Annotated in this window: 26 protein-coding genes and 2 pseudogenes; 19 read left to right on the top strand and 9 right to left on the bottom strand. The window is 73.0% G+C overall.

The window, feature by feature from the left end; genetic code table 11:
- Positions 1-222 precede the first annotated feature (222 nt).
- Complete coding sequence (locus AB0O67_RS27600) at positions 223-1,188, bottom strand: LLM class F420-dependent oxidoreductase (protein WP_365455401.1); 966 nt, start codon at positions 1,186-1,188, stop codon at positions 223-225.
- Between the two features lie 165 nt (positions 1,189-1,353).
- Here AB0O67_RS27600 and AB0O67_RS27595 point away from each other — a divergent pair, with 165 nt between their 5' ends.
- The 13 genes from AB0O67_RS27595 to AB0O67_RS27535 all read left to right on the top strand — a co-directional run bounded on the left by AB0O67_RS27595 (position 1,354) and on the right by AB0O67_RS27535 (position 11,130).
- Positions 1,354-2,937, top strand: a complete 1,584-nt coding sequence (locus AB0O67_RS27595; RefSeq protein ID WP_365455398.1) for an FAD-dependent oxidoreductase — start codon at positions 1,354-1,356, stop codon at positions 2,935-2,937.
- Positions 2,934-4,781 carry a transketolase gene (locus AB0O67_RS27590; protein ID WP_365455391.1) on the top strand — a complete coding sequence of 616 codons (1,848 nt, stop codon included), beginning with the start codon at positions 2,934-2,936 and terminating at the stop codon, positions 4,779-4,781. Before AB0O67_RS27595 ends, AB0O67_RS27590 begins: the two co-directional genes overlap by 4 nt.
- Positions 4,778-5,704, top strand: coding sequence for a non-homologous end-joining DNA ligase (ligD, locus tag AB0O67_RS27585; RefSeq protein ID WP_365455388.1), 927 nt, complete (start codon positions 4,778-4,780; stop codon positions 5,702-5,704). The genes AB0O67_RS27590 and ligD overlap by 4 nt, the downstream gene beginning before the upstream one ends.
- 105 nt (positions 5,705-5,809) lie before the next feature.
- Positions 5,810-6,157: a gas vesicle protein gene (locus tag AB0O67_RS27580; protein WP_365455385.1), complete on the top strand. Its 348-nt coding sequence runs from the start codon at positions 5,810-5,812 to the stop codon at positions 6,155-6,157.
- Between the two features lie 71 nt (positions 6,158-6,228).
- Positions 6,229-6,654 (top strand): gas vesicle structural protein GvpA, encoded by a 426-nt coding sequence (locus tag AB0O67_RS27575; RefSeq protein ID WP_365455382.1) that lies wholly within the window; start codon positions 6,229-6,231, stop codon positions 6,652-6,654.
- Positions 6,651-7,424: a GvpL/GvpF family gas vesicle protein gene (locus AB0O67_RS27570; protein ID WP_365455379.1), complete on the top strand. Its 774-nt coding sequence runs from the start codon at positions 6,651-6,653 to the stop codon at positions 7,422-7,424. The genes AB0O67_RS27575 and AB0O67_RS27570 overlap by 4 nt, the downstream gene beginning before the upstream one ends.
- A gap of 4 nt (positions 7,425-7,428) precedes the next feature.
- Entirely contained in the window at positions 7,429-7,692 is a 264-nt protein-coding gene (locus AB0O67_RS27565) for a gas vesicle protein GvpG (RefSeq protein WP_365455376.1), read from the top strand.
- A complete protein-coding gene (locus AB0O67_RS27560) occupies positions 7,689-8,378 on the top strand; it encodes a DNA primase (protein WP_365455373.1) in 690 nt (229 codons plus the stop codon). Before AB0O67_RS27565 ends, AB0O67_RS27560 begins: the two co-directional genes overlap by 4 nt.
- Entirely contained in the window at positions 8,375-9,523 is a 1,149-nt protein-coding gene (locus AB0O67_RS27555) for an SRPBCC family protein (RefSeq protein WP_365455370.1), read from the top strand. The genes AB0O67_RS27560 and AB0O67_RS27555 overlap by 4 nt, the downstream gene beginning before the upstream one ends.
- Positions 9,520-9,846, top strand: coding sequence for a gas vesicle protein (locus AB0O67_RS27550; RefSeq protein ID WP_365455367.1), 327 nt, complete (start codon positions 9,520-9,522; stop codon positions 9,844-9,846). Before AB0O67_RS27555 ends, AB0O67_RS27550 begins: the two co-directional genes overlap by 4 nt.
- Positions 9,843-10,667 carry a GvpL/GvpF family gas vesicle protein gene (locus tag AB0O67_RS27545; protein WP_365455364.1) on the top strand — a complete coding sequence of 275 codons (825 nt, stop codon included), beginning with the start codon at positions 9,843-9,845 and terminating at the stop codon, positions 10,665-10,667. The genes AB0O67_RS27550 and AB0O67_RS27545 overlap by 4 nt, the downstream gene beginning before the upstream one ends.
- Entirely contained in the window at positions 10,664-10,852 is a 189-nt protein-coding gene (locus AB0O67_RS27540) for a gas vesicle protein (RefSeq protein WP_365455361.1), read from the top strand. The genes AB0O67_RS27545 and AB0O67_RS27540 overlap by 4 nt, the downstream gene beginning before the upstream one ends.
- Positions 10,849-11,130, top strand: a complete 282-nt coding sequence (locus AB0O67_RS27535) for a gas vesicle protein K (protein ID WP_365455358.1) — start codon at positions 10,849-10,851, stop codon at positions 11,128-11,130. The genes AB0O67_RS27540 and AB0O67_RS27535 overlap by 4 nt, the downstream gene beginning before the upstream one ends.
- 16 nt (positions 11,131-11,146) lie before the next feature.
- On the opposite strand, the gene AB0O67_RS27530 is transcribed toward AB0O67_RS27535, so the two are convergent.
- The 3 genes from AB0O67_RS27530 to AB0O67_RS27520 form a co-directional block, all read right to left on the bottom strand.
- Positions 11,147-11,317 carry a hydrophobic protein gene (locus tag AB0O67_RS27530; protein ID WP_365455355.1) on the bottom strand — a complete coding sequence of 57 codons (171 nt, stop codon included), beginning with the start codon at positions 11,315-11,317 and terminating at the stop codon, positions 11,147-11,149.
- Between the two features lie 40 nt (positions 11,318-11,357).
- A complete protein-coding gene (locus AB0O67_RS27525) occupies positions 11,358-12,179 on the bottom strand; it encodes a class I SAM-dependent methyltransferase (RefSeq protein WP_365455352.1) in 822 nt (273 codons plus the stop codon).
- Positions 12,180-12,280: 101 nt separating this feature from the next.
- Entirely contained in the window at positions 12,281-13,777 is a 1,497-nt protein-coding gene (locus tag AB0O67_RS27520; RefSeq protein ID WP_365455349.1) for a phosphatase PAP2 family protein, read from the bottom strand.
- Positions 13,778-13,849: 72 nt separating this feature from the next.
- On the opposite strand from AB0O67_RS27520, the gene AB0O67_RS27515 reads away from it, so the two are divergent.
- The gene (locus AB0O67_RS27515) at positions 13,850-14,515 is read left to right on the top strand and encodes a histidine phosphatase family protein (RefSeq protein ID WP_365455346.1); all 666 of its coding nucleotides are present in this window, start codon (positions 13,850-13,852) and stop codon (positions 14,513-14,515) included.
- 70 nt (positions 14,516-14,585) lie between these two features.
- Positions 14,586-16,205, top strand: coding sequence for an ATP-binding cassette domain-containing protein (locus AB0O67_RS27510; RefSeq protein WP_365455343.1), 1,620 nt, complete (start codon positions 14,586-14,588; stop codon positions 16,203-16,205).
- A 46-nt stretch (positions 16,206-16,251) separates the two neighbouring features.
- Here the strand turns inward: AB0O67_RS27510 and AB0O67_RS27505 are convergent, their stop codons facing one another.
- The gene (locus AB0O67_RS27505; RefSeq protein WP_365455340.1) at positions 16,252-17,367 is read right to left on the bottom strand and encodes a Vms1/Ankzf1 family peptidyl-tRNA hydrolase; all 1,116 of its coding nucleotides are present in this window, start codon (positions 17,365-17,367) and stop codon (positions 16,252-16,254) included.
- A 57-nt stretch (positions 17,368-17,424) separates the two neighbouring features.
- Here AB0O67_RS27505 and AB0O67_RS27500 point away from each other — a divergent pair.
- A pseudogene (locus tag AB0O67_RS27500) lies at positions 17,425-17,759 on the top strand (DUF6158 family protein).
- A 69-nt stretch (positions 17,760-17,828) separates the two neighbouring features.
- Here the strand turns inward: AB0O67_RS27500 and AB0O67_RS27495 are convergent.
- The 4 genes from AB0O67_RS27495 to AB0O67_RS27480 form a co-directional block, all read right to left on the bottom strand.
- On the bottom strand, positions 17,829-18,371 hold the full coding sequence (locus AB0O67_RS27495) for a type 1 glutamine amidotransferase domain-containing protein (RefSeq protein WP_365455337.1): 543 nt from the start codon (positions 18,369-18,371) through the stop codon (positions 17,829-17,831).
- 82 nt (positions 18,372-18,453) lie between these two features.
- Positions 18,454-18,912, bottom strand: coding sequence for a CBS domain-containing protein (locus AB0O67_RS27490; RefSeq protein ID WP_365455334.1), 459 nt, complete (start codon positions 18,910-18,912; stop codon positions 18,454-18,456).
- Positions 18,912-19,292, bottom strand: coding sequence for a DUF2795 domain-containing protein (locus AB0O67_RS27485; RefSeq protein WP_365455331.1), 381 nt, complete (start codon positions 19,290-19,292; stop codon positions 18,912-18,914). The genes AB0O67_RS27490 and AB0O67_RS27485 overlap by 1 nt, the downstream gene beginning before the upstream one ends.
- A 120-nt stretch (positions 19,293-19,412) precedes the next feature.
- Positions 19,413-21,206 (bottom strand): thiamine pyrophosphate-requiring protein, encoded by a 1,794-nt coding sequence (locus AB0O67_RS27480; RefSeq protein WP_365455328.1) that lies wholly within the window; start codon positions 21,204-21,206, stop codon positions 19,413-19,415.
- Positions 21,207-21,452: 246 nt separating this feature from the next.
- Here AB0O67_RS27480 and AB0O67_RS27475 point away from each other — a divergent pair, with 246 nt between their 5' ends.
- The 3 genes and pseudogenes from AB0O67_RS27475 to AB0O67_RS27465 form a co-directional block, all read left to right on the top strand.
- A complete protein-coding gene (locus AB0O67_RS27475; RefSeq protein WP_365455325.1) occupies positions 21,453-22,256 on the top strand; it encodes an RNA polymerase sigma factor SigF in 804 nt (267 codons plus the stop codon).
- Between the two features lie 157 nt (positions 22,257-22,413).
- Positions 22,414-23,046 carry a hypothetical protein gene (locus tag AB0O67_RS27470; RefSeq protein ID WP_365455322.1) on the top strand — a complete coding sequence of 211 codons (633 nt, stop codon included), beginning with the start codon at positions 22,414-22,416 and terminating at the stop codon, positions 23,044-23,046.
- Positions 23,047-23,183: 137 nt separating this feature from the next.
- Positions 23,184-23,386, top strand: a pseudogene (locus AB0O67_RS27465) (pyridoxal phosphate-dependent aminotransferase); the annotation flags it as partial.

Genomic DNA, 23,386 nt, shown 5'->3' with positions numbered 1-23,386 from the left:
GTTACCGCGCGCACGGCGCCGTCCCGCCCGCCGGCCCGGGCGACGCGTCGTACCCGCCGGTGCCGCCCGTCCCGCCCAAACCGCCCGGAGCCACCGCGCCGACCGAGGGGCCGGGCCCGCTGCCGCGGCCGGACGGCATCGACCCCGGGGGCCCGCACCACCGCGCCTGACGCGGAGCGCGCACACCGATAGGCCGCGGCCGGGACGGCCGCGGCCTTCCCGTCACCGGCCCGGCTGGTGGAGCCGCGGCAGCACCTTCGTGCGGTAGAAGTCGAAGAAGGCGCGCTGGTCCGGGCCGATCTGATTGACGTAGACGCGGTCGAAGCCCGCCTCGGCGAAGGCGCTCAGCGCGGCCACGTGCTCGTCGACGTCGTCGCCGCACACCGTGTTGTCGCGGACCATCTCCTCGGTGACCAGCGACTCCAGCTGCTCGAAGTGGCGCGGCGAGGGCAGCACCTGGCCCATCTCGCCGGGCAGCAGCTGGTTCGGCCACAGCCGGTGGACCGTACGGACCGCCTCGTCGCGGTCGGTGGCGTAGCAGACCTTCGTCCCGCCGCTGACCGGCTTCGCGCCGCCGCCGCCCTTGCGGAACTGCTCCACCATCGACTCCTCCGGCATCATCGTGATGTAGCCGTCGCCCACGCGCGCCGCGAGGGCCGTCGCCTCCGGGCCGAAGCCGGAGATGTCGATCGGGACGGGCTCGTCGGGAACCGTGTAGAGGCGGGCGTTCTCCACCTTGTAGTGGGTGCCGTAGTGACTGACCTCGTCGCCCGCGAACAGCTTGCGCATCACCTGGATGGCCTCCTCCAGCATCTCCATCCGGACGGAGGCGGGCGGCCAGGTGTGGCCGACGATGTGCTCGTTGAGTGCCTCGCCCGTGCCGACGCCGAGGCGGAAACGGCCGTTCGTCATCACCGCGCTGGTCGCGGCGGCCTGCGCCACCACCGCCGGGTGGATGCGGACCGTCGGGCAGGTGACCGCCGTCTCGATCGGCAGGGACACCGCCTCGGAGAGGGCGCCGATCACCGACCAGACGAACGGGCTCTGCCCCTGCGCGTCGTTCCAGGGGTGGTAGTGGTCCGAGATCCACAGGGCCTGGAATCCGGCCTGCTCGGCCATCCTCGCCTGCTCGACCAGGTCCGCGGGAGCGAACTCCTCGCAGGACAGGAAATAGCCGTACTCGGGCATGGGCGATACCTCCGCGTCGGAGCGGGTCGGACCGGAACACCGGCCCGGGTAACCGGCCGCCGGAGCGGCAAACGCCGGGCCGAACGGCGGGTCCGTCCGGGTTTGGGTGCCCTGACCAGGGGGACGCGGAAAACCTCGGACCAGACGACCTCCGGAGGAGCAACCGTGAGTCGACCCCGCATCGTGATCGTCGGAGCCGGCTTCGCCGGCTACCGGACGGCCCGCGAACTGTCGCGGCTGGCCCGGGGCAGGGCCGACATCACACTGCTGAACCCGACCGACTACTTCCTGTATCTCCCGCTGCTGCCCCAGGTGGCCGCCGGACTCCTGGAGCCGCGCCGGGTCACCGTCTCCCTGTCCGCCACCCTGCCCCGGGTGCGGCTCGTGCTCGGCGAGGCCGACGACATCGACCTCGACGCCCGCACCGTGCACTACTCCGACCCCGAGGGCGGGGGCGGCACGCTGGAGTACGACCGGCTGGTGCTCGCCGCGGGCAGCGTCAACAAGCTGCTGCCCATCCCCGGCGTCGCCGAGCACGCCCACGGCTTCCGCGGCCTGCCCGAGGCGCTCTACCTGCGCGACCACGTGACCCGGCAGGTCGAGCTCGCGGCCGCCGCCGAGGACTCCAAGGGCTGTGCCGCGCGCTGCACCTTCGTGGTGGTCGGCGCCGGCTACACCGGTACCGAGGTCGCCGCGCACGGGCAGATGTACACCGACGCGCAGGTGCGCAAGCAGCGCCTGCGGGAGGGCATGCGGCCACGCTGGATCCTGCTGGACGTCGCCCCGCGCGTCCTGCCCGAAATGGACGAACGGCTCTCCCGCACCGCCGACCGGGTGCTGCGGGAGCGGGGCGTCGACGTGCGGATGGGCACCTCGGTGAAGGAGGCCACGCACGGCGGGGTGCTGCTGACCGACGGGGAGTTCGTCGACACCCGCACGATCGTGTGGTGCGTGGGCGTACGGCCCGACCCGCTGGCCGACTCGCTCGACCTGCCCATGGAACGCGGGCGGCTGCTGGTCGACCCCTACCTCCAGGTGCCGGGCCGGCCCGAGGTGTTCGCGTGCGGGGACGCCGCCGCCGTGCCCGACCTCGAAAACCCCGGCCAGTACACGCCGATGACCGCGCAGCACGCGTGGCGGCACGGCAAGGTGTGCGCCCGGAACATCGCCGCCTCCTTCGGCGACGGGGAGCGGCGCCCCTACCGGCACCGGGACCTGGGGTTCGTGGTCGACCTGGGCGGCGCCAAGGCGGCCGCGAACCCACTGGGAGTGGCGCTGTCCGGGGTCGCCGCCGGCGCCGTCACCCGCGGCTACCACCTCGCCGCGATGCCGGGCAACCGGGTGCGGGTGGCGGCGGACTGGCTGCTGGACGCGGTACTGCCGCGCCAGGCCGTGCAGTTGGGACTCGTACGGTCCTGGTCGGTGCCGCTGGACACGGCGTCGCCGGAGCTGGCCCGGGTGCCTGACGGTGGGCAGCAGGGCCCCGGCGCGGGGATTGGGGCCGAGGCCCGGGAGGGTCCCGGGGCCGCAGCGTCGCCCGACGCCGCCGGTACGGACCCCGCGAAGGGCCGGCCCGGCGGCGAACCGGCCAGGAACAGGCCCGATGCCGAACCCGCCGACGAAGATCGCGCGGGGAAGCACGGCGCCGGCGCACCCGCCGGCAGTCGGTCCGCCCCCAGACGCGGAGACCACCACCCCGCACCGGGCCCCGTGAAGCGCACCGACACCCCCGACGAAGGAGACCGATGAACACCCGCGAACTCGTCGAGCTGGCCCAGCAGTTGCGCGTCGACAGCGTGCGGGCCTCCGGCGCCGCAGGCTCCGGGCATCCGACGTCGTCGATGTCCGCCGCCGACCTGATGGCCGTCCTCATGGCCCACCACCTGCGCTACGACTTCGACCGTCCGGACCACCCGGGCAACGACCGCTTCGTGCTGTCCAAGGGGCACGCCTCGCCCCTGTTGTACTCCGCCTACAAGGCGGCCGGTGCCCTCGACGACGCCGAGCTGCTCACCTTCCGCCAGCTGGGCAGCCGGCTCGAAGGGCACCCCACACCGCAGCGGCTGCCGTGGGTCGAGACGGCCACCGGATCGCTGGGGCAGGGACTGCCGGTCGGCGTCGGGATCGCCCTGTCCGGCAGGCGGCTGGACCGCGCGGACCACCGCGTGTGGGTGCTGTGCGGGGACAGCGAGCTCGCCGAGGGCTCCGTGTGGGAGGCCGCCGAGCACGCATCGTTCGAGAACCTCGACAACCTCACCGCGATCGTGGACGTCAACCGGCTGGGCCAGCGCGGTCCCACCCGGCACGGCCACGACCTCGACGCCTACGCCCGCCGCTTCCAGGCGTTCGGCTGGCACACCATCGAGGTCGACGGGCACGACGTGGACGCGGTCGACCGGGCGTACGGAGAGGCGGTCTCGACCAAGGGCCAGCCGACCGTCGTCCTCGCCCGCACCCTCAAGGGCAAGGGAGTGGAGGCCGTCCAGGACCGCGAGGGGCTGCACGGCAAGCCGCTGCCCGACGCCGAGGAGGCGATCGCCGAACTCGGCGGCCCCCGGGAACTGCGCGTCCACGTGCAGGAGCCGCCGGCCGCACGCCTGCTGCACGCCGTCCGTGAGGACCACGTCGACCTGCCCCGCTTCGACAAGGGCGAGGAGGTGGCGACCCGCGACGCCTACGGCAAGGCGCTCGCCGCTCTCGGCACCGGACGCGGGGACGTCGTCGCCCTGGACGGGGAGGTGAGCGACTCCACGCGGGCCGAGGCCTTCGCCAAGGAGCACCCGGAGCGGTTCTTCGAGTGCTACATCGCCGAGCAGCAGATGGTCGCCGCCGCGGTGGGCATCTCCACCCGCGGCTGGGTGCCGTACGCCTCCACGTTCGCGGCCTTCCTCACCCGTGCCTACGACTTCGTGCGCATGGCCTCGATCAGCGGGGCCGGGATCAACCTGGTCGGTTCGCACGCCGGCGTCGCGATCGGACAGGACGGGCCCTCGCAGATGGGCCTGGAGGACCTCGCGATGTTCCGGGCCGTGCACGGCTCGACCGTGCTCTACCCGTGCGACGCCAACCAGACCGCCCGTCTCGTCGCCGCCATGGCCGACCTGGACGGCGTCCGCTATCTGCGTACCTCGCGCGGCAAGAACAAGGTGATCTACGGCCCCGACGAGGAGTTCCCGGTGGGCGGCAGCAAGGTCCTGCGCTCCTCCGCCACCGACCGGCTGACCCTGGTCGCCGCGGGCGTCACCGTGCCCGAGGCGCTGGCCGCGGCCGAGGCGCTGGACGGCGAGGGCATCCAGGTGCGGGTGATCGACCTGTACTCGGTCAAGCCCGTCGACCGGCTCACCCTGCGGCAGGCCGCCGAGGACACCGGCTGCCTCGTCACCGTCGAGGACCACCGCGAGGAGGGCGGCCTCGGCGACGCCGTCCTCGACGCCTTCCTCGACGGGCGTCCCACGCCCCGGCTGGTGCGGCTCGCGGTGCGCACCATGCCGGGTTCGGCCGCGCCCGACCAGCAGCTGCACGCCGCGGGCATCGACGCCGAGTCCATCGCCGCCGCCGTACAACTGCTGGTGGAGCAGGCGGTCGTTCGGTGAGCGGTGACGGCGGCCACAGCGTGCGGGCCGGCCGGCGCACCGTCGAGGTGCACCGGCCGGACAAGGTGCTCTTCCCTGGCGGCGGGGACGCGAAGGAGTACACCAAGCGGGATCTCGTCGACTACTACCGGGCCGTCGCGCCGTTCATGCTGCCGCATCTGCGGGGCCGTCCGCTGATGCTCCAACGGCGTCCGGACGGCCTCGACGGTCCTGAGTTCATGCAGAAGAACACGCCGGAGAACTATCCGGAGTGGATCACCCGCGTCGAGGTGCCCAAGGAGGGCGGCACCGTCTGCCACACCGTGTGCGACGACGCCGCCACCCTGGTCTACCTCGCCGACCAGGCCTGTCTCACGCTGCACCGCTGGCTCTCCCGGACCGGCGGACTCGACCGGCCGGACCGGCTGGTGTTCGACCTCGACCCGTCCGGCGAGTCCTTCGCGCCGGTGCGTGAGGCGGCCTGGCTGCTGGGCGAGCTGCTGGACGAACTGAGGCTGCCCTCGGCGCTGATGACCACCGGCTCGCGCGGGCTGCATGTCGTCGTGCCGCTCAACGGGCAGCACGGCTTCGACGAGGTGCGGGAGTTCGCCCGGGACGTCGCCGACACCCTCGCCGCCGCGCACCCCGACCGGTACACCACCACCGCCCGCAAGAAGGACCGCGGGGACCGGCTCTACCTCGACGTGCAGCGCAACGGCTACGCGCAGACCGCCGTCGCCCCCTTCACCGTGCGCGCCCGGCCCGGCGCCCCTGTCGCCGTGCCCGTCGGCTGGGACCAGCTCGACCACCCCGGCTTCGGGCCGCGCCGCTGGACCGTCGTTGACGCCGTCGACCAGGCCCGCACCAACCCCTGGGCCGGCGTGCTGAATCGCGGGCGTGCCCTCGGCCCGGCCCGGCGCCGGCTCGACGCGTTGCGTGGCTGACGCACGTACCGCCGCTGTGCAGGCGTGATACGCCCTGCGGGGAAAGCGTGCGGGTTCCGAAGGTTTGGCCAAGGGATCAGCGGCCACCCGAACTGCGAGGTGGCCATGTCGAACACAAAGAACACTTCGGATTCGCAGAATTCACGTAACTCCCCCAAGAAGCAGGAAGAAGAAGCCGCGGCGGACTCCCGGCCGAGCCCCATGCAGGTGCTGCGCGACGCGCGCATCCAGCTCGCGGAGCTCACCGGAATGGCCGCCGAGACCGTGTCGTCCTTCGAACAGACTGAGGACGGCTGGTCGTTGGAGGTCGAGGTCCTCGAACTCGCCCGCGTGCCGGACACGATGAGCCTGATGGCGAGCTACCAGGTCGACCTCGACCCCGACGGGCAGCTCACCGGCTACCGGCGCCTTCGCCGCTACGAGCGCGGCCGGGCCGACCCCAACAGGCGCTAGGCGTCCGCCCGTAACGACACCTGTGCACAAGACCTGTTCGCAAGACCCATTCAAAAGGAGGAACAGCCGGCATGACCGTTGTACCGGCACAGCAGACCGGCGGTGGAGGCGGCAGCAGCGGCCTCTACGACGTGCTTGAACTGGTGCTCGACAGGGGGCTCGTCATCGATGCGTTCGTCCGCGTCTCCCTGGTCGGCATCGAGATCCTGAAGATCGACGTCCGGGTCGTCGTCGCCAGCGTCGACACCTATCTCCGCTTCGCCGAGGCGTGCAACCGACTCGACCTGGAGGCCGGGCCGCGCAAGAGCCCCGGCCTGCCCGACCTCGTCGGCGAGATCACCGAGTCCGGCGCGCGCGGCAAGTCCAAGGGCGCCCTGTCCGGCGCCGCGCAGACGATTTCCGACGCCTTCAGCCAGGCCCGCGAGGAAGGCGAGTCGCAGTCGCGGCCGCGTGCCCGCAAGACCACGTCCTCGCGGCGCAGGGAGGAGCAGGAGTGAGCACGTACGTCTACGGCATCGCGTCCGGCGCGCACCCCGCCCTCCCCGACGGCATGGGCGGTGTCGGCGACCCGGCCCGGCCCGTGCGCATCCTCAAGGAGGGCGACCTCGCGGCCGTCGTCAGTGACGCGCCCGAAGGGCTGCGCCCCAAGCGCAAGGACCTGCTCGCCCATCAGAACGTGCTCGCAGAGGCGGGATCGGCCGGCTGTGTGCTGCCGATGCGGTTCGGCAGCGTCGCCCCGGACGACGCGGCGGTCACGGGCGTGCTCGTGGAACGCGCCGCGCACTACCGGGAACGCCTGACGGCGCTGGACGGCCGGATCGAGTACAACATCAAGGCCAACCACGTCGAGGAAGCCGTCCTGCACCACGTGATGGCCGAGAGCCCGGAGATCCGCGCGCTCGCCGAGGCCAACCGCAAGGCGGGCGGCGGCGGTTACGAGGACAAGATCCGGCTCGGCGAGATGGTCGCGGCCGCCGTGCAGGCCAAGGAGGCCGAGGACGGGCTCGCCCTCCAACGGCTCCTGGAACCTGCCGCGGAGGCGATCAGCGTGGGCCCGGAGTCCAGCGGCTGGCTCACCAACGTGTCGTTCCTGGTGGACCGACGCTCGGCCGAGAACTTCCTGGCGGCCGTGGAAAAGGCCCGCAAGGACCTGCCGCACCTGGAGGTGCGGGTGAACGGCCCGCTGCCCCCGTACAGCTTCGTCGAGCCCGGCCCCGCCGAGCCGGCGGGCAGCACGGCCGGCGGCGTGGACACCGGGGCCGGGTGAGGGGATGGGACTGATCTCGGAGGTGCTGCTGCTGCCGTTCGCACCGGTGCGCGGCAGCGCCTGGGCCATCAGACAGGTGCTCCACGAGGCGGAGCGGATCTACTACGACCCCGCCACGATCCGGGCGGAGCTCGCGCGGCTGGAGGAGCGGCTGGAGGCCGGGGAGATCAGCGAGGAGGAGTTCGACCGGGAGGAGGACGAACTCCTCGACCGGCTGGAGATCGCTTCGCGCACGGGCGCGGGAACGGGCAACGGGACAGCACCATGAATCGAGTGGGACTCGGCCTCGCGGTAGGGGCCGGATACATCCTCGGACGAACCAAGAAGATGAAACTGGCGTTCGCCGTCGGCACGCTCGTCGCCGGCAAGCGGATGAACCTGGGCCCGCGGGCGCTCGCGGACCTGGTGTCCGGGCAGCTGCGGAACAACCCGCAGTTCAAGGAGCTCGGCGACCAGCTCCGCCAGGACCTGCGGGGCGTGGGCGGCGCGGCGACGGGCGCCTTGGTGGAGCGGCAGCTCGACTCGCTCGCCGACCGCCTGCACGATCGGACGGCGGTCATGCGCGAGCGGCTGGGCGCCGCCGTGCCGGGCGGCCGGGACCTCGGGTACGACAACGAGGAACCGGACGACGAGGGGCGCTACGAGGACGAGCGCGCCGAGGGCGAACGCGCCGACGGCGGGCCCGACGACGAGGAGCGCCGCGACGGGGAGCCCCGGAGCGCGGCCCGCGGGAAGGCCGCTTCGAAGGAGCTCCCGGCCAGGAAGGCCGAGGCCAAGAAGACGGCGGCGAAGAAGGCCGCCAAGAAGGCGCCCGCGCGCAAGGCGGCCCCTGCGAAGAAGGCGGCGGCCCAGCGCACCGCCGCGCGCAAGACGGCCTCCGCCAAGACGGCCGGCCGTAAGACGGCGTCCGCGCGCCCCGGCGCCCGGACGCCGAAGGGAGGCGGTGACCGATGACCGACACTCTCGGATCGGCCGCGTCCACGGCGGGCCGGGCGACCCGCTCCAACCCGCTCAGCGACGTGGCCCGCAGCGAGGCCGCCGACCGGCTGAAGGCGGAGGCGCAGGAGTACATGGCGGCGCAGGCCACCCGGCTGCTCACCGGCCTGGGCCGCAAGCTCGGCGAGACCACCGGCAAGCTCAACGACATGGCCGACGGCCGCAGCCCCGGCTTCGCCCGGCTCGCCCTCGACGGCGGCCGCAAGCTCGCGGAGGGCAAGGGCCCGCTGCGCTCGGCGCTGGAACTCGGCGCCTCCCGGGCCAAGGACAACGTGGTGGGCGCCCTGAAGAACATGACCGGCGGCAAGGGCAAGGGCAAGGGCGGCTCCGGCCACCGGCCCACCGTGATCCTGGAGTACGTCGACGTCGGCGTGCCCGTGCGTACGGCCTACGACCAGTGGACCCGCTACCAGGACTTCAGCACGTTCGCCAAGGGCGTCAAGAGCGCCCAGCGCGCCGACGACACCAGCTCGGACTGGCAGCTGAAGGTCTTCTGGTCCAACCGCAGCTGGAAGGCCCGCACCACCGAGCAGGTCCCCGACGACCGGATCGCCTGGACGTCGGAGGGCGCCAAGGGGTCCACCAAGGGCGTCGTGTCCTTCCACCGGATCGCCGACAACCTCACCAGGGTCCTGCTGGTGATCGAGTACTACCCGAAGGGCCTGTTCGAGAAGACCGGCAACCTCTGGCGCGCCCAGGGCCGCCGCGCCCGGCTCGACCTGAAGAACTTCGCCCGCCACATCACGCTCCGCGGCGAGGCGGAGGACGGCTGGCGTGGGGAGATCCGGGACGGCGAGGTCGTCCGCGACCACGACGAGGTGGTCGCCGAGGAGGAAGAGGCCGGCCAGGACGAGGCCGTGCAGGACGACGACGGCTACGACGAGTACGAGGACGACTACGACGAGGAGGGGGAGCCCGACGAGGAGGAGTACGAGGACGAGAATCCTCGCGCGGAAGGGGAACACGGACCTCAGGACACGGACGAGGAACCCGAGGAGGCCGAGGAGACCTACGAGCCTGAGGCGACCGACGACACCGAGGAGCCCGAGGAGACCGACGACGAGTACCGGGACGACGACGCAGAGGCCCGGAGCCGTCGATGACGTCACCGACCCGCCTGCCCGACCCGTACGGCCACGACAGCGGCGCCAATCTCGCCGACATCCTGGAGCGGGTGCTCGACAAGGGCGTCGTCATCGCGGGCGACATCCGGATAAACCTGCTCGACATCGAACTGCTCACCATCAAGTTGCGGCTCATCGTCGCCTCCGTCGACAAGGCGAAGGAGATGGGCATCGACTGGTGGGAGGACGACCCGGCTCTGTCGTCGGGCGCTCGCCGCAAGGAACTCGCGAAGGAGAACGCCGAGTTGCGGGAGCGGCTGGCGGCGCTGGAGACCGGCCGCGCACAGGAGGAGAGCCCATGACCGGACTGCGGTACGTGTACGCCGTCTGCCGCCCCTTCGGCGCGGCGTTGCAGTCCCAGCTGACGGGCGTGGCGGGTGCGCCACCGAAGCTGCTGCACCACGGCGGCCTGGTCGCGGTGGTCAGCTCCGTGCCGGAGCACGACTTCGCCGAGGAGGCGCTGCGCGCCCATCTGGAGGACCTCGACTGGCTCACCGCCACGGCCCGCGGCCACCAGGGCGTGATCGACGCGCTCACCACGGTGACCACGCCGCTGCCGCTCCGGCTGGGCACGGTCTTCCGGGACGACAGCGGCGTGCGGACGATGCTGGAGGCCCGCGAGGGCGACTTCCTGCGCACCCTGGACCGGCTCGCGGGCCGGGTGGAATGGGGTGTGAAGGTGTACGCCGAACCGGCGGCCGGCGAGTCCGGCGAGCCCGGGGAATCCGGTCGGCCCGGCGAGTCCGGCGAATCCCCGCGGGGTCCGGACACGGAGAACGGGCGGGCGGCCGCGAAGGCGATGTCCGGGCGGGACTATCTGCGGCGGCGCAGCCGCAGCGTCAAGGACCGCGAGACGGGCCTGCGCAAGGTCGAGGAGTTCGCGGACCGGTTGCACGAAAGGCTCGCCGCGCACGCCGAGGACTCCCGGTTGCACGCCCCCCAGAGCGCCCAGCTGTCCGGGGCCTCGGGCCGCAACGTGCTGAACGCGGCCTATCTGGTGCCGCGCGGCCAGTCCGAGGAGTTCGTGGAGATCGTGGACCGTACGAAGGACGAGATGCCGGGAGTCCGGGTGGAACTCACGGGCCCCTGGGCGGCCTACTCCTTCGCGGGGGAGAAGCCGTGACGGTGATCGAACGTCGTGAGATCGCCCTGGTGGACCTGCTCGACCGGCTGCTGGCCGGCGGCGTCGTCATCACCGGCGACATCACCCTGCGCATCGCGGACGTCGACCTCGTCCGCATCGACCTCAACGCCCTGATCAGCTCCGTGAACGAACAGGTTCCGTCGCCCTGGGGTGATCTGACGTGAGCGCCCCCCGCAAGCTCGACCTGGAGCCCGACACGGTCGAACGCGACCTGGTCAAGCTCGTCCTCACCGTCGTGGAGCTGCTGCGCCAGCTGATGGAACGGCAGGCCCTGCGCCGCTTCGACGAGGGTGGCCTGAGCGAGGAGCAGGAGGAGCGGATCGGGCTCACCCTGATGCTGCTCGACGACCGGATGACCGAGCTGCGGGACCGCTACGGGCTGCGGCCCGAGGACCTCAACCTGGACCTCGGGCCGCTCGGACCTCTGCTGCCCCGGGACTGACGCCCGGGGCAGGCGGTCACCAGCGGTACCAGCGTCCCCTGGAGCCGCCGGTGGTCGTGCCGCGGAGCAGGAATCCCAGCAGCCACAGGACCAGCACCGCGATGGCGATCCACCAGAGCACCTCGACGGCGAACCCGGCACCGAAGAGAATCAGCACGAGAAGCAGTACGAGCAGGATGGGAACCATGATGAACCTCCTGTTCGCCGAGTTTCCAGGAACGGGTGTTTCAGCCGGTTCTGCGGCACAGGATTTCCCCGTGCAGAACGCCGAACCAGCCCTCGGTCGCCTCTCCCCATTCCCGCCAGGCCCGCGCCACGGCCCGCAATTCCGCCTCGGTCGCGTGGCCGCCCTCGACCGCCTGGCGCGCGTACCCGGACGCCACGGTGCGGTCCGCCCACAGGCCGCTCCACCACGCCCGCTCGTCCGGCGTCGCGTAGGTCCAGGTGCTCGACGTGGCCGTGATGTCGGTGAGCCCCGCCCGCAGCGCCCAGGCCCTCAGTCGCCGCCCGGCGTCCGGCTCGCCCCCGTTGGCGCGGGCCACCCGCCGGTACAGGTCCAGCCAGTCGTCCAGGCCGGGTGAGGCGGGGTACCAGGTCATCGCGGCGTAGTCGCCGTCGCGGGCGGCGACGAACCCACCCGGTTCGGTCACCCGCGCCATCTCGCGCAGCGCCCGCACCGGGTCACCGACGTGCTGGAGCACCTGATGGGCGTGGACCACGCAGAACGTGTCGTCCGGGAGGTCGAGCGCGTGCACGTCGGCCACCGCGAAGTCGACGTTGGTCAGGCCCCGCCCGGCTGCCGTGGCCCGCGCCTGCTCCAGGACCTCCGGCGACCGGTCGACGCCGGTGACGTGCCCGTCCGGGACCAGCGCGGCCAGGTCGGCGGTGATGGTGCCGGGGCCGCAGCCGATGTCCAGGATCCGCATGTGCGGCTCCAGCGAGCCGAGGAGGTACGCCGCGGAGTTGGCGGCGGTCCGCCAGGTGTGCGACCGCAGCACCGACTCATGGTGCCCGTGGGTGTAGACGGCGGTCTCCTGCGCTTTCGGCATGGCGGTACCCCTTCTCGTCCGGCCGGATCGCGTCCTCGGTCACGGTACGCGTCCGGCCGGATGATGAGACGGATGCTTTCGCCATTCGGACTGATGGAACGTCAGTCCTCTGGGGGCAGCGGCCGGTAGACCACCAGGGCCTCCGGCACCTTCTCCAGTGACACCTCGCCCTCCACCTCGGTGACCTCGCCGTCGTAGGCGAGCAGGGTGCCCGGGGCGACACCGGACAGCCGCAGCCGGCGGACCTGGACGGCGGCGTGGGCGGGGGAGCGGGTCAGCGGCCCGGCGAGGGCGGCGGCGAGCAGCCGCAGCGCGGGCCTGCGGCCACCGTGCACGACCCGCACGTCGAGGTGCCCGTCCGCGAGGTTCATCCGGCGGGCCGGGGCGAGACCCATCCTGTGGTAGGTGCCGTTCCCGGCGAACAGCAGCCACAAGGGTCGTGCCCTGCCGCCGACTTCGGCCTCCAGCGGGTGCCCGTCGGCGCGCAGCACGCGCAGCGCCGCGAGCACTCCGGCGGGCCAGCTGCCGATCCGGTGCGACCAGCGGTCCCGCTCGCGCACCAGCTCCGGATACACACCCAGGCTGCACGTGTTCACGAAGATGCCCCGCTTGGCGCCGCAGACGAACCGCCCGACGTCCACGCGGACCGCGTCGCCCTGCTGCACGGCCCCGGCCAGCGCCCGGGTGTCCTCCACGCCCAGGTCGAGGGCGAAGTGGTTGAGCGTGCCGCCCGGCAGCACGGCGAGCGGCAGGTCGTGACGCAGGGCGATCCCTGCGGCGGTGTTCACCGTGCCGTCGCCGCCGCACACGCCGAGCACCCGGGCGCGGGCGGCCGCCTTCTCCAGCTCTTCCGGCACCTCCTCCGGCAGGCACTCGACGACCTCCGCCCGGGGCAGCGCGTCCCGCAGCGCCCGGACCCGGTCGGAGCTGCCCGCCGCCGTGTTCGCGACGACGACCATGCCCTCGCCCTCGGGCAGCGCCGGCGCGTCGGCGCGCGGCCGGGGTGGCAGGGTGACCTGGTCGCGCGTCGGCACCAGCCCCCGTACGGCGAACGCGGCGCCCACGCCGAGTGCCGCGCCCGCCAGCACGTCGCTCGGGAAGTGGACGCCGGTGTACACGCGGGACATGGCGACGGAGAACGCGACGGGGGCGACGGCGGCACCCCAGGTGGGGGACTCCATGGCCACGCCGGCCGCGAAGGCCGCGGCGGAGGCCGAGTGGCCGGACGGGAAGGACGTGGTGATCGGCTGGCGCTTGAGACGGCGCACGGACGGTACGGCGTCGAGGACCGGGCGGGTGCGGCGCACGCTGCGCTTGCCGACGGTGTTGATCGTGGCCGAGGCCAGGGCGAGGGAGGCCACCCCGCGGACGGCGGCCCGGCGGGCCCTCGGCGTGCGGCTGGCCGCGATGACGCCGGCGGTCGCGAACCACAGCAGCCCGTGGTTCGCGCTGCGACTCAGCCTGGGCAGAACGGGTTCGGCGGCCGGCCACTTCTGCGCGGCGGCGAACTCGAACAGCCGGTTGTCCAGTGCGAGCAGCCGCTCACGGAGCGCGTGGCGGCCGGGTTTCAGGACGGTGAGGTCGACGTCTGGGCTCATGTAGGGGCGGGTACCCTGAAGTGGCCGCTTTCTGTCCGGCCCGTGAGTGGCCGGCACTCGAAGGAACCCATCGTGCGCCTGCTGCTCGTCCGCCACGGCCAGACCCCGTCGAACGTCGCCTACCTGCTGGACACCGCCGTTCCGGGTCCCGGTCTGACCGAGCTGGGCGAGCGTCAGGCCGCCGCCCTGCCGGCCGCGCTCGCGGACGAGGCCGTCGAGGCCGTCTACGCCTCCACCCTCGTGCGCACCCAGCTCACCGCCGCGCCGCTGGCCGCGGCCCGCGGCCTCGACGTCCTCGTGCGGGACGGCATCCGTGAGGTGTTCGCGGGCGACCTGGAGATGCTGCCGGGCGGCTCGCGGCGGGGCGAGGAGTACATGCGGACCGTGTTCGCCTGGGCGGACGGCGACACCGGACTGCGGATGCCGGGCGGGGAGAGCGGTGCGGAGACGCTCGCGCGCTTCGACGCCGTGGTCGCGGAGGCCGCCGCCGACGGGGCCGGGACCGTCGCCATGGTCAGCCACGGCGCCGTGATCCGCATGTGGACAGCCGCCCGCGCCGGCAACGTCGACGTGCCCTTCGCCGCCGCCCGCCCGCTCGACAACACCGGTGTGGTGATCCTCGAAGGCTCCCCCTCCGACGGCTGGAAGGCCCTGACCTGGGCCGGCGCCACGGTCGCCCCCGCGGGCGAGGGCGGCCCCACCGGGCGGCCGATGGACGAGAGCGGGCACGCCTGGTAGCGCCCGGCGTGACGCACCGACCTGTTATCCGGTTGCCCCGTCTCGCCGGCCGCCCGCACAATGCGGCCTCATGGGACATCTGGAAGCCGCGCACCTCGAGTACCACCTCCCCGACGGGAGGACCCTGCTCGGCGATGTGTCCTTCCGGGTGGGCGAAGGCGCCGTCGCCGCCCTGGTCGGGCCGAACGGCGCGGGCAAGACCACCCTGCTCCGGCTGCTCTCGGGCGAGCTGAAGCCGCACGGCGGCTCGGTCACCGTCAGCGGCGGGCTCGGCGTGATGCGGCAGTTCGTGGGCTCCGTACGGGACGAGACGACCGTGCGTGACCTGCTCGTGTCGGTGTCGTCGCCGCGTGTCCGGGAGGCCGCGAAGGCCGTCGACGCCGCCGAGCACGCCGTCATGACCGTCGACGACGAAGCCGCCCAGATGCGGTACGCGCAGGCGCTCGCCGACTGGGCCGAGGCGCGCGGCTACGAGGCGGAGACGCTGTGGGACATGTGCACCACGGCAGCGCTCGGGGTGCCGTACGACACGGCGCAGTGGCGGCAGGTGCGGACCCTCTCCGGCGGCGAGCAGAAACGGCTCGTGCTGGAGGCGCTGCTGCGCGGCACCGACCAGGTGCTGCTGCTCGACGAGCCCGACAACTACCTCGACGTCCCCGGCAAGCGCTGGCTGGAGGAGCGCCTCACCGAGACCCGCAAGACGGTCCTGTTCGTCTCCCACGACCGCGAACTGCTCGCGGGCACCGCCCAGCGGATCATCTCCGTCGAACCCGGACCGGCCGGCGCCGACGCCTGGGTGCACGGCGGCGGCTTCGCCACCTACCACGAGGCCCGGCGTGAACGCTTCGCCCGTTTCGAGGAGCTGCGCAAGCGCTGGGACGAGAAGCACGCCCAGCTGAAGAAGCTGGTGCTGAATCTGCGTCAGGCCGCCGCGGTCAGCCACGAGATGGCGTCCCGGTACGCGGCGGCCCAGACCCGGCTGCGCAAGTTCGAGGAGGCGGGCCCGCCGCCGGAGCCGCCGCGTGAGCAGGACATCACGATGCGGCTCAGGGGCGGCCGTACCGGCGTGCGGGCCGTCACCTGCGCGGGGCTCGAACTCACCGGCCTGATGAAACCGTTCGACCTGGAGGTCTTCTACGGCGAGCGGGTCGCCGTCCTCGGCTCCAACGGCTCCGGCAAGTCCCACTTCCTGCGGCTGCTGGCCGGGGACGACGTGGCGCACACGGGGGAGTGGAAGCTCGGGGCGCGGGTCGTGCCCGGGCACTTCGCGCAGACGCACGCCCACCCGGAGCTCATGGGCCGCACCCTGCTCGACATCCTCTGGCGCGAGCACGCCCAGGACCGGGGCGCCGCGATGTCCCGGCTGCGTCGCTACGAGCTGACCGGCCAGGCAGAGCAGACCTTCGACCGGCTCTCCGGCGGCCAGCAGGCCCGTTTCCAGATCCTGCTGCTGGAACTCCAAGGTGTCACGGCACTGCTTCTCGACGAGCCGACCGACAACCTGGACCTGGAGTCCGCCGAGGCGCTCCAGGAGGGCCTGGACGCCTTCGACGGCACGGTCCTGGCGGTCACGCACGACCGCTGGTTCGCCCGTTCCTTCGACCGCTTCCTGGTCTTCGGGAGCGACGGCCGGGTGCGGGAGACGCCGGAGCCTGTGTGGGACGAGCGGCGGGTGGAGCGGGCCCGCTAGGACCCGCCCTCCGGACCGGCGGCCGGCGCGGGTGCGCGGGCGCCGGTCAGGTCCAGCGCAGCAGCGCGCCCAGGCCGCCCACCGGCACGTCCTGCTCTCCGGCCGCCTCGGCGGGGGCCAGCGAGATCACCGCGGCGTCAGTCGCGACCGCCGAGCGGAGCAGGGCGTCGTCCACGCGGGCGGACCAGGAGTTCTGCTCGCCGAGGATCTTCAGCTCGGTACGCCGCACCGCCAGCTGGTCGGCGTCCTCGCCGACCCACACCTCGCGGTGCGTGTCGCCGCCGTCCGGGCGGACCACCAGCTCGTCGATGCGGTGCTCGCGCGCCGCCTCGACCAGCGCGGGCACGCCCTCCACCGCCTCGGCGCGACCCTCGTCGTCCGGAGCGCGGGCCGCCAGGAACCGCTCCAGCTCCGCCTCGGCACGGCGGCGCACATGAGTGGCGCGGGCTTCCTCCACGTCCCCGTCGAGCAGCCGGCTCCCCGCACCGTGCCGGGCGTCGACCACGCGCTCGTGCAGCCGCTTGGGCAGACGCTCGTGCACGGAGCGTCGCTCCCGGTCGTCACCGACGAGAATCAACAGGTCGGCGCGGGTCTCCTCCTGGCACACGGCGAGCGCGTCGGCGATCTCCGCCGCGTTGTGCTCCCAGGTGTTCTCCACCCGCAGCTGGAAGTGCCGCTCCGACCAGTCGGCGCTGCTCGTCCGGTGCACGGGCCACTGGCGCCCGGTGACCGAACCGGCCGTCTCGCGGGTCAGCGCGCTGCGCAGCTCGAAGTCGGCGCCCCGGCGGTCGATGTACGCGACGACGGCCACCGCGTCCTCGCCGGTCAGGTCCAGCAGCGGGGTGGCCCGGGGCAGCGGTGCCCACAGGGCCCGGTCCTGCCGCGGGGCGCGGGCCAGCGGCGGATCGAGGACCACCGCGCCCGCACGGGCGAACAGGGCCCTGCCGTGCGGCTCGGGCGAGTCCTTCAGCTCCTCGATCGCGTTCCGCACGGCACGGCAGGTCGCCTCGTCGGCACCCTGCCCCGCGAGCTCCCGGGACATCGCCTCGGCCGTCAGCCGCCGCTGACGGGTCGCGTCCTGCGGGTGCCGTGACAGGTCGACGTACACGGAGGCCCAAGGGCCCGGATGTTCGTAGAGTGGATGCAGGAACGCGAGATCCATGGCTCCCTCCCGGTTGCCGCTCGGGGGTAGTGCTTGCCGGGCGGGTACCCGTACCGCATGAGAGAACACGACGAGGGGGCACCATGATGACCGGAGTCGACCCGGGCCGGCTGGATGACCAGCAGCTCATGAAAGAGCTGGAGACCATCCACCGCACGCGCCACGACACCCTGCTGTACGGCTCGAACGACGCGCTGCGCGCGCACAACGACCGGATGGCGCAGCTGGAGGGCGAGTACCTGCGCCGCAATCCGCGCCGTTTCGTCGCCCCCGGCCGCACCCGTGACGGTGCACGGGAACGCGCCTGCAACGAGGTGGCCCCCGACGGGCGGACCCCGGTGGGCAAGTGGGGCCAGGGCAGCCCGGCGACCCGGGAGTCCGGTCCCGTGTGACACACGCCCGGGCCGCGCTCCGCGGTGCGGAACCCGGCCCGGCTCGATCTGCGTCGCCGCGCGTCGGCGTTACACGCTCTCCTTCGCGAACACGTCCAGGAACGTCTCGCAGAACGCCTTCAGGTCGTCCGGCTTGCGGCTGGTCACGAGCTTGTTGCCGCCGTGGTCGCACACCTTGACCTGTTCGTCCACCCAGGTGCCGCCGGCGTTGCCGATGTCGGTCCGCAGGCTCGGCCAGGAGGTCAGCACCCGGCCCCGTACGACGTCGGCCTCGATCAGCGTCCACGGCGCGTGGCAGATCGCCGCGACCGGCCGGCCCTGCTCGAAGAAGTCCCGCACGAAGGCCACCGCCCTGTCGTCCGTCCGCAGGAAGTCCGGGTTGGCGACCCCACCCGGCAGCACCAGGCCCCCGAACGAGTCGGCGGACGTCTCGCCCACGACCTCGTCGACGGGGAACGTGTCCGCCTTGTCGAGGTGGTCGAACGCCTGGATCTCGCCACTCGCGGTGGACACGAGCACGGGCTCGTGCCCGGCGTCGGTGACGGCCTTCCAGGGCTCGGTGAGCTCGACCTGCTCGACGCCCTCGGGAGCGGTCAGAAAAGCGATACGCATGATGTCTCAGCATCCTTCCGTGTGCCTGGGTCGTGCAGCGGAACGTCGGCGGAAAGCGGCCGGTGAGCGGCCCGGTCCCGCCTCATACGGCGCCGCGGACGTCGGGGGCGGGGCGCGCCGCGACGTCCGGTTCGGCCCTGCTGATGTCGGCGAGGGCGCTCTCCGGGTCCTGGGCCACCGCCAGGTCCCCGAGGCTCACCATCCCGACCGGCATGCCGTCCTCGACGACCGGGAGCCGGCGTACGGCCCTCTCGCGCATCAGCGCCACCGCCGTGGACACCGGGTCCTGAGGGCTCACGATCACCGGGTCCGGCGTGCACATCGACGCGGCACTCACCGTCAGCGGATCGATGCCCTCGGCCACCGCCCGTACGGTGATGTCCCGGTCGGTCAGCACCCCGACCACGCGCTGTCCGTCGGCCACCACCACGTCGCCGATGTCCTGGGAGCGCATCAGCTGCGCCGCCTCCACCAGCGAGGCGTCCGGACGGACGGCCATCACCCCCGGCGTCATCACTTCGCGCACATAGTCGGCCGACATCAGGTCTCCCTCCGCCGCTCACCGTGGGTCAGGGCCTCGGCCAGCTCCTGCACGTTGCCGTAGCGGGCCGAGCGGGGCAGCCGCCGCAGCGGCTCGATCAAGGGGTCGGGCGCGTTGCGCCGGCGCAGGGCGCTCATCAGCTCGTCCGGGCCCGCGGGGAACGCGCCGCGGCCCAGGATCCGGCCCAGCTCCAGCCGGATCTCCGCCAGCGAGCCCGGCATGACCGGGCCCCCCGCGATGCGCGGGTCGTCCTCGGCGGTGGGCTCGGGGTCGTACCACTCCTCCGAGCGGGTGGGGTGGCCCGACCTCAGCAGCCCCTGCAGTTCGTGCTTCATCTCCTCGTCCCGGTGGACGCTGAGCCGGTCACTGCCTCGCTGCATGTCTTGCTCCAGATCCTCGGGGTCGGGCACCGCGTACCCGGCAGGCTGGCCGCGACACGGGATGCACAGATCCGCACTCGGCCTGATTTCGCCTGCCTCGCGGCGCCCGTCCCGCCGCGGCTACCGCTTCTCCCGTCCCGGCAGGAATTCCTGCATCTTCGCCTTGAAGCCCTGCCGGAGCATGGCGCCCCGGTCGGCGTCGCCCTTCAGGATCGACTCGGCCGTCGCCTCCATCTGCTCCCACGTCGCGTGCGGCGGGATCGGCGGCACCGCCGGGTCGGTCACGAACTCGATCACCGCGGGCCCGTCGGCCTCCAGACCGGCCCGCCAGCCCGCCTCGACGTCCTCCGGCTTCTCCACCCGGACCCCGGTCAGGCCGAGCGAGCGGGCGAAGGCGGCGTACTGCACGTCCGGCAGCTCCTGCGAGGGCAGGAAGGACGGCGCGCCTCCCATGGCCCGCATCTCCCAGGTGACCTGGTTCAGGTCGCGGTTGTTCCACACGGCGACCACGAGCCGCGGGTCCTGCCAGCGGTCCCGGTACTTCGCCGCCGTGATCAGCTCCGCCAGCCCGTTCATCTGCATCGCACCGTCGCCGACCAGCGCGATCGCGGGCCGGTCCGGATGGGCGAACTTCGCGCCGATCGCGTACGGCACCCCGCAGCCCATCGTCGCCAGCGTCCCGGAGAGCGAGGACCGCATGCCGGCCCGCATCGTCAGATGCCGGGCGTACCAGTTGGACATCGAACCCGAGTCGGACGTGACGATCGCGTTCTCCGGCAGCAGGGGGTCCAGCGCCCGGGCCACGTACTCCGGGTTGATCGGGTCCGCCGACAGCCCCGCCCGGCGCTCCATCACGTCCCGCCAGCGGTGCACGTTGTCGCACACGGTGTCGAACCACTCACGCCCGCGGTCGCCGTCCAGCAGCGGGATCAGCCGCCGCAGGGTCTCCTTGGCGTCCCCGACGAGATTCACCTCGTACGGGTAGCGCATCCCCACCATGTGCGGGTCGATGTCGATCTGCACCCCGCGCGCCTTGCCGAACTTCGGCAGGAACTGCGAGTACGGGAACGAGGAACCGATGGTCAGCAGCGTGTCGCAGTCACGCATCAGCTCGTAGGACGGACGGGTGCCCAGCAGGCCGATCGAGCCGGTGACGTACGGCAGTTCGTCGCTCAGCGCGTCCTTGCCCAGCAGCGCCTTGGCGACGCCCGCGCCGAGCAGCTCGGCGATCCGCTCCACCTCCGCGCGTGCCCCCGACGCGCCCTGGCCGATCAGGATCGCCACCTTGTCACCGGCGTTGAGGACCTCCGCGGCCCGCCGCAGCGAGTCCTCCGAGGGGATCGCCGTCCAGGCACTGCGGTCCAGGCTGGAGGGCACCATCTTGAACTCGTGCGTGGGCGGCTCGTAGTCGAGCTCCTGCACGTCCCCGGGGATGATGACCGCGGTGGGGGACCGGCGCGCGTACGCGGTGCGGATCGCCCGGTCCAGCACGTTCGGCAGCTGCTCGGGCACCGTCACCGTCTCCAGGTAGTCCGAGGCGACGTCCTTGAACAGCGAGTGCAGGTCCACCTCCTGCTGGTACGAGCCGCCCATCGCGCTGCGGTGCGTCTGGCCCACGATCGCCAGCACCGGCACATGGTCGAGCTTGGCGTCGTACAGCCCGTTGAGCAGATGGATCGCACCCGGTCCCGAGGTCGCCGCGCACACCCCGAGCCGGCCGCTGAACTTGGCGTAGCCGACCGCTTGGAACGCCGACATCTCCTCGTGCCGGGACTGGACGAAGCGCGGCTGGTCGTCGGCGCGGCCCCAGGCGGCGAGCAGGCCGTTGATGCCGTCGCCGGGGTAGCCGAAGACGTTCTCCACACCCCACTCGCGCAGCCGTTGCAGGACGTGGTCGGAGACCTTGGTGCTCATGGAGTGACCTCCCGGACGTGACGACATGGCAGCACCCGTCACGAGTCACCCCCCTACCCGCACGGAAAACCCGGGCGGGGGTGTTTGCGCCCAGGGGCCGAGGGCAGGCGCGAAACAGTGCTTCGGACAGGAGGCACGTCCGTGGGAGCGGCCCCGCAGGCCCCCGCGCACGGCCCGTCCGGACCGGCTGCGCGCTTCCACGGTGACCGTCCAACCGAAAGCACCGGCAAGGGAGTTGCGACGCACATGCGAAGCTCAGCAGGCCCCCGGCACCACCCGCACGACGACGCCCCCGACACCGCCGTCGCCTTCCGCCGGCTCGCCGCACTGCCCGCCGGCCCCGAGCGCGACGCGCTCCGCGACGAGCTGGTCGAGGCCTGGCTGCCCATGGCCGAACGGCTGGCCGGACGCTTCCGCAGCCGCGGCGAGAACTATGAGGACCTGCGCCAGGTCGCCGCCCTCGGACTGGTCAAGGCCGTCGACCGGTACGACCCCGCCCGCGGCCACGCCTTCGAGAGCTACGCCGTCCCGACCGTCACCGGCGAGATCAAGCGGCACTTCCGGGACCACATGTGGACGCTCCACGTGCCCCGCCGTGTGCAGGATCTGCGCAACCGGGTGCGTGTCGCCCTGCAGGAGCTGTCGACGGACGGCCAGGGCGCCTCGGGGCGGCAGCCGGACGTGGCCGAGATCGCCCGGCACACCGGCATGACCGGGGAGGACGTCCGGTCCGGGCTCGAGGCGCTGGAGAGCTTCAGCGCGCTGTCCCTCGACGCCGAGCTGCCGGGCAGCGAGGACGGCTACTCGCTCGGCGACGCGCTCGGCGCGGCCGACCCCGCGCTGGACACGGTGGTGGACCGGGAGGCCGTCAAGCCCCGGCTGGCCGCGCTGCCGAAGCGGGAGCGGGAGATCCTGTACATGCGCTTCTTCCGCGACATGACGCAGAGCCGGATCGCCGAGCAGCTGGGGATCTCCCAGATGCATGTCTCCCGGCTGATCAGCCGCTCCTGCGACCGGGTCCGGCAGGAAGTGATGCGGGGGAGCGCCTAGGGGCGCGGCGCCCGCCCGCGACGGGAGCTTGTCACCTGGTTGGGTGTGCCGTTCCCGCGAATGGGGTCCGGGCGCGGGCAGGAGTGAGGGCCGCGGGCTGTGATGGCTGTGGGGGGTGCGGATCCGTACCCTTCCGTCGGTCTAAGGAGCCCGTCCCATGCGCCGCAGCGCCCGAGTCCTGTCCGTACTCCTCATAGCCGGGGCTGCTCTGGGTGGGGCCGTTCCGCTCGCGTCGGCCGAGCCGGAGGCGGAGGTGTCGCCCGCCGCCGCCCAGCCGGACGGCACCGTGACCGTCGCCGTCGTCTGCGACGCCCTGACCGGGACACCGCCCGAGGTGATCGAGGCGACCTCCAAGGCCTTCGCCGAAGGCACGGTGCAGCTGGAACTGGTGGTCGACGAGGAAACCACGTCCGCCGGACCCCTCTACCGGGGAAGCGCCCTCCTCCTGCCCGAGAGCACGTTCGCGGCCGATCCGGCCACCGCCGGCAAGGAATCGGCGTGGTCCGTCGACGGCACCTGCCCGGCCGTGGCGGCCGGCGGAACGGGCACGGCGTGGAGCGCGACGTTCACCGTGCCGCCCAAGGCCGCCACCGGCGGCACGCCCGTCTGCGCCGAGCCGAAGGGGTGGTGCGGCAGCGGTCCCTCGATCGGGCACGGCGTGCGGGCCGGCTCGGGCGGGACCTTCAACGACTCCGTGCCCGCGCTGGTCGCGGGCGGGCTGCTGATCGCGGGAGCGGCCGGTGCCGCCGGTCACCGGCTGTGGCGCAGGGACACGCGAGGGGACGCCTGAGGCGGCGTCCCGCTGGGTACGCAGAGCGAGAGCACGACCGGAACCGTGAGCACGACGCACCGTCCGACGGCCCGCCCCGGCACCCGGGCGACCCGACACGGCACCGGCACGCCACCAGGGATTGCGCGGAGGTAGGCATGCGGCGGACGGAACGGGAAGGCCACGGGCCCGTCCGCTACGGGCCGCCCTTCCCCGACGACGGACTTCCCGTGCCGCCGGAGCTGTCGGCCGTGCTCGCCGCCGCCGCCGGCCGCGCCGCCGGCGAGCCGGTGGGCGGCGGCACGGCACTGCTGGACGCGGCGTGCGGCTACTGGGAGCGGCGAGGACTGGCCGCCGGGCC

This window comes from Streptomyces sp. NPDC086077, assembly GCF_040686175.1.
In the GTDB taxonomy this organism is placed as follows: Bacteria; Actinomycetota; Actinomycetes; order Streptomycetales; family Streptomycetaceae; genus Streptomyces.
The sequence above is the reverse complement of the archived record's forward strand: the minus strand, read 5'-3'. Positions and strand labels throughout refer to the sequence as shown.

Coding starts and splice junctions, on each gene's coding strand:
- AB0O67_RS27470 (WP_365455322.1), top strand. CDS start 22,414: ATGCGCCGCAGCGCCCGAGTCCTGTCCGTACTCCTCATAGCCGGGGCT.
- AB0O67_RS27475 (WP_365455325.1), top strand. CDS start 21,453: ATGCGAAGCTCAGCAGGCCCCCGGCACCACCCGCACGACGACGCCCCC.
- AB0O67_RS27490 (WP_365455334.1), bottom strand. CDS start 18,912: ATGTCGGCCGACTATGTGCGCGAAGTGATGACGCCGGGGGTGATGGCC.
- AB0O67_RS27545 (WP_365455364.1), top strand. CDS start 9,843: ATGACCGGACTGCGGTACGTGTACGCCGTCTGCCGCCCCTTCGGCGCG.
- AB0O67_RS27505 (WP_365455340.1), bottom strand. CDS start 17,367: ATGGATCTCGCGTTCCTGCATCCACTCTACGAACATCCGGGCCCTTGG.
- AB0O67_RS27555 (WP_365455370.1), top strand. CDS start 8,375: ATGACCGACACTCTCGGATCGGCCGCGTCCACGGCGGGCCGGGCGACC.
- AB0O67_RS27485 (WP_365455331.1), bottom strand. CDS start 19,292: ATGCAGCGAGGCAGTGACCGGCTCAGCGTCCACCGGGACGAGGAGATG.
- AB0O67_RS27590 (WP_365455391.1), top strand. CDS start 2,934: ATGAACACCCGCGAACTCGTCGAGCTGGCCCAGCAGTTGCGCGTCGAC.
- AB0O67_RS27575 (WP_365455382.1), top strand. CDS start 6,229: ATGACCGTTGTACCGGCACAGCAGACCGGCGGTGGAGGCGGCAGCAGC.
- AB0O67_RS27495 (WP_365455337.1), bottom strand. CDS start 18,371: ATGCGTATCGCTTTTCTGACCGCTCCCGAGGGCGTCGAGCAGGTCGAG.
- AB0O67_RS27510 (WP_365455343.1), top strand. CDS start 14,586: ATGGGACATCTGGAAGCCGCGCACCTCGAGTACCACCTCCCCGACGGG.
- AB0O67_RS27560 (WP_365455373.1), top strand. CDS start 7,689: ATGAATCGAGTGGGACTCGGCCTCGCGGTAGGGGCCGGATACATCCTC.
- AB0O67_RS27550 (WP_365455367.1), top strand. CDS start 9,520: ATGACGTCACCGACCCGCCTGCCCGACCCGTACGGCCACGACAGCGGC.
- AB0O67_RS27525 (WP_365455352.1), bottom strand. CDS start 12,179: ATGCCGAAAGCGCAGGAGACCGCCGTCTACACCCACGGGCACCATGAG.
- AB0O67_RS27600 (WP_365455401.1), bottom strand. CDS start 1,188: ATGCCCGAGTACGGCTATTTCCTGTCCTGCGAGGAGTTCGCTCCCGCG.
- AB0O67_RS27565 (WP_365455376.1), top strand. CDS start 7,429: ATGGGACTGATCTCGGAGGTGCTGCTGCTGCCGTTCGCACCGGTGCGC.
- AB0O67_RS27580 (WP_365455385.1), top strand. CDS start 5,810: ATGTCGAACACAAAGAACACTTCGGATTCGCAGAATTCACGTAACTCC.
- AB0O67_RS27480 (WP_365455328.1), bottom strand. CDS start 21,206: ATGAGCACCAAGGTCTCCGACCACGTCCTGCAACGGCTGCGCGAGTGG.
- AB0O67_RS27530 (WP_365455355.1), bottom strand. CDS start 11,317: ATGGTTCCCATCCTGCTCGTACTGCTTCTCGTGCTGATTCTCTTCGGT.
- AB0O67_RS27520 (WP_365455349.1), bottom strand. CDS start 13,777: ATGAGCCCAGACGTCGACCTCACCGTCCTGAAACCCGGCCGCCACGCG.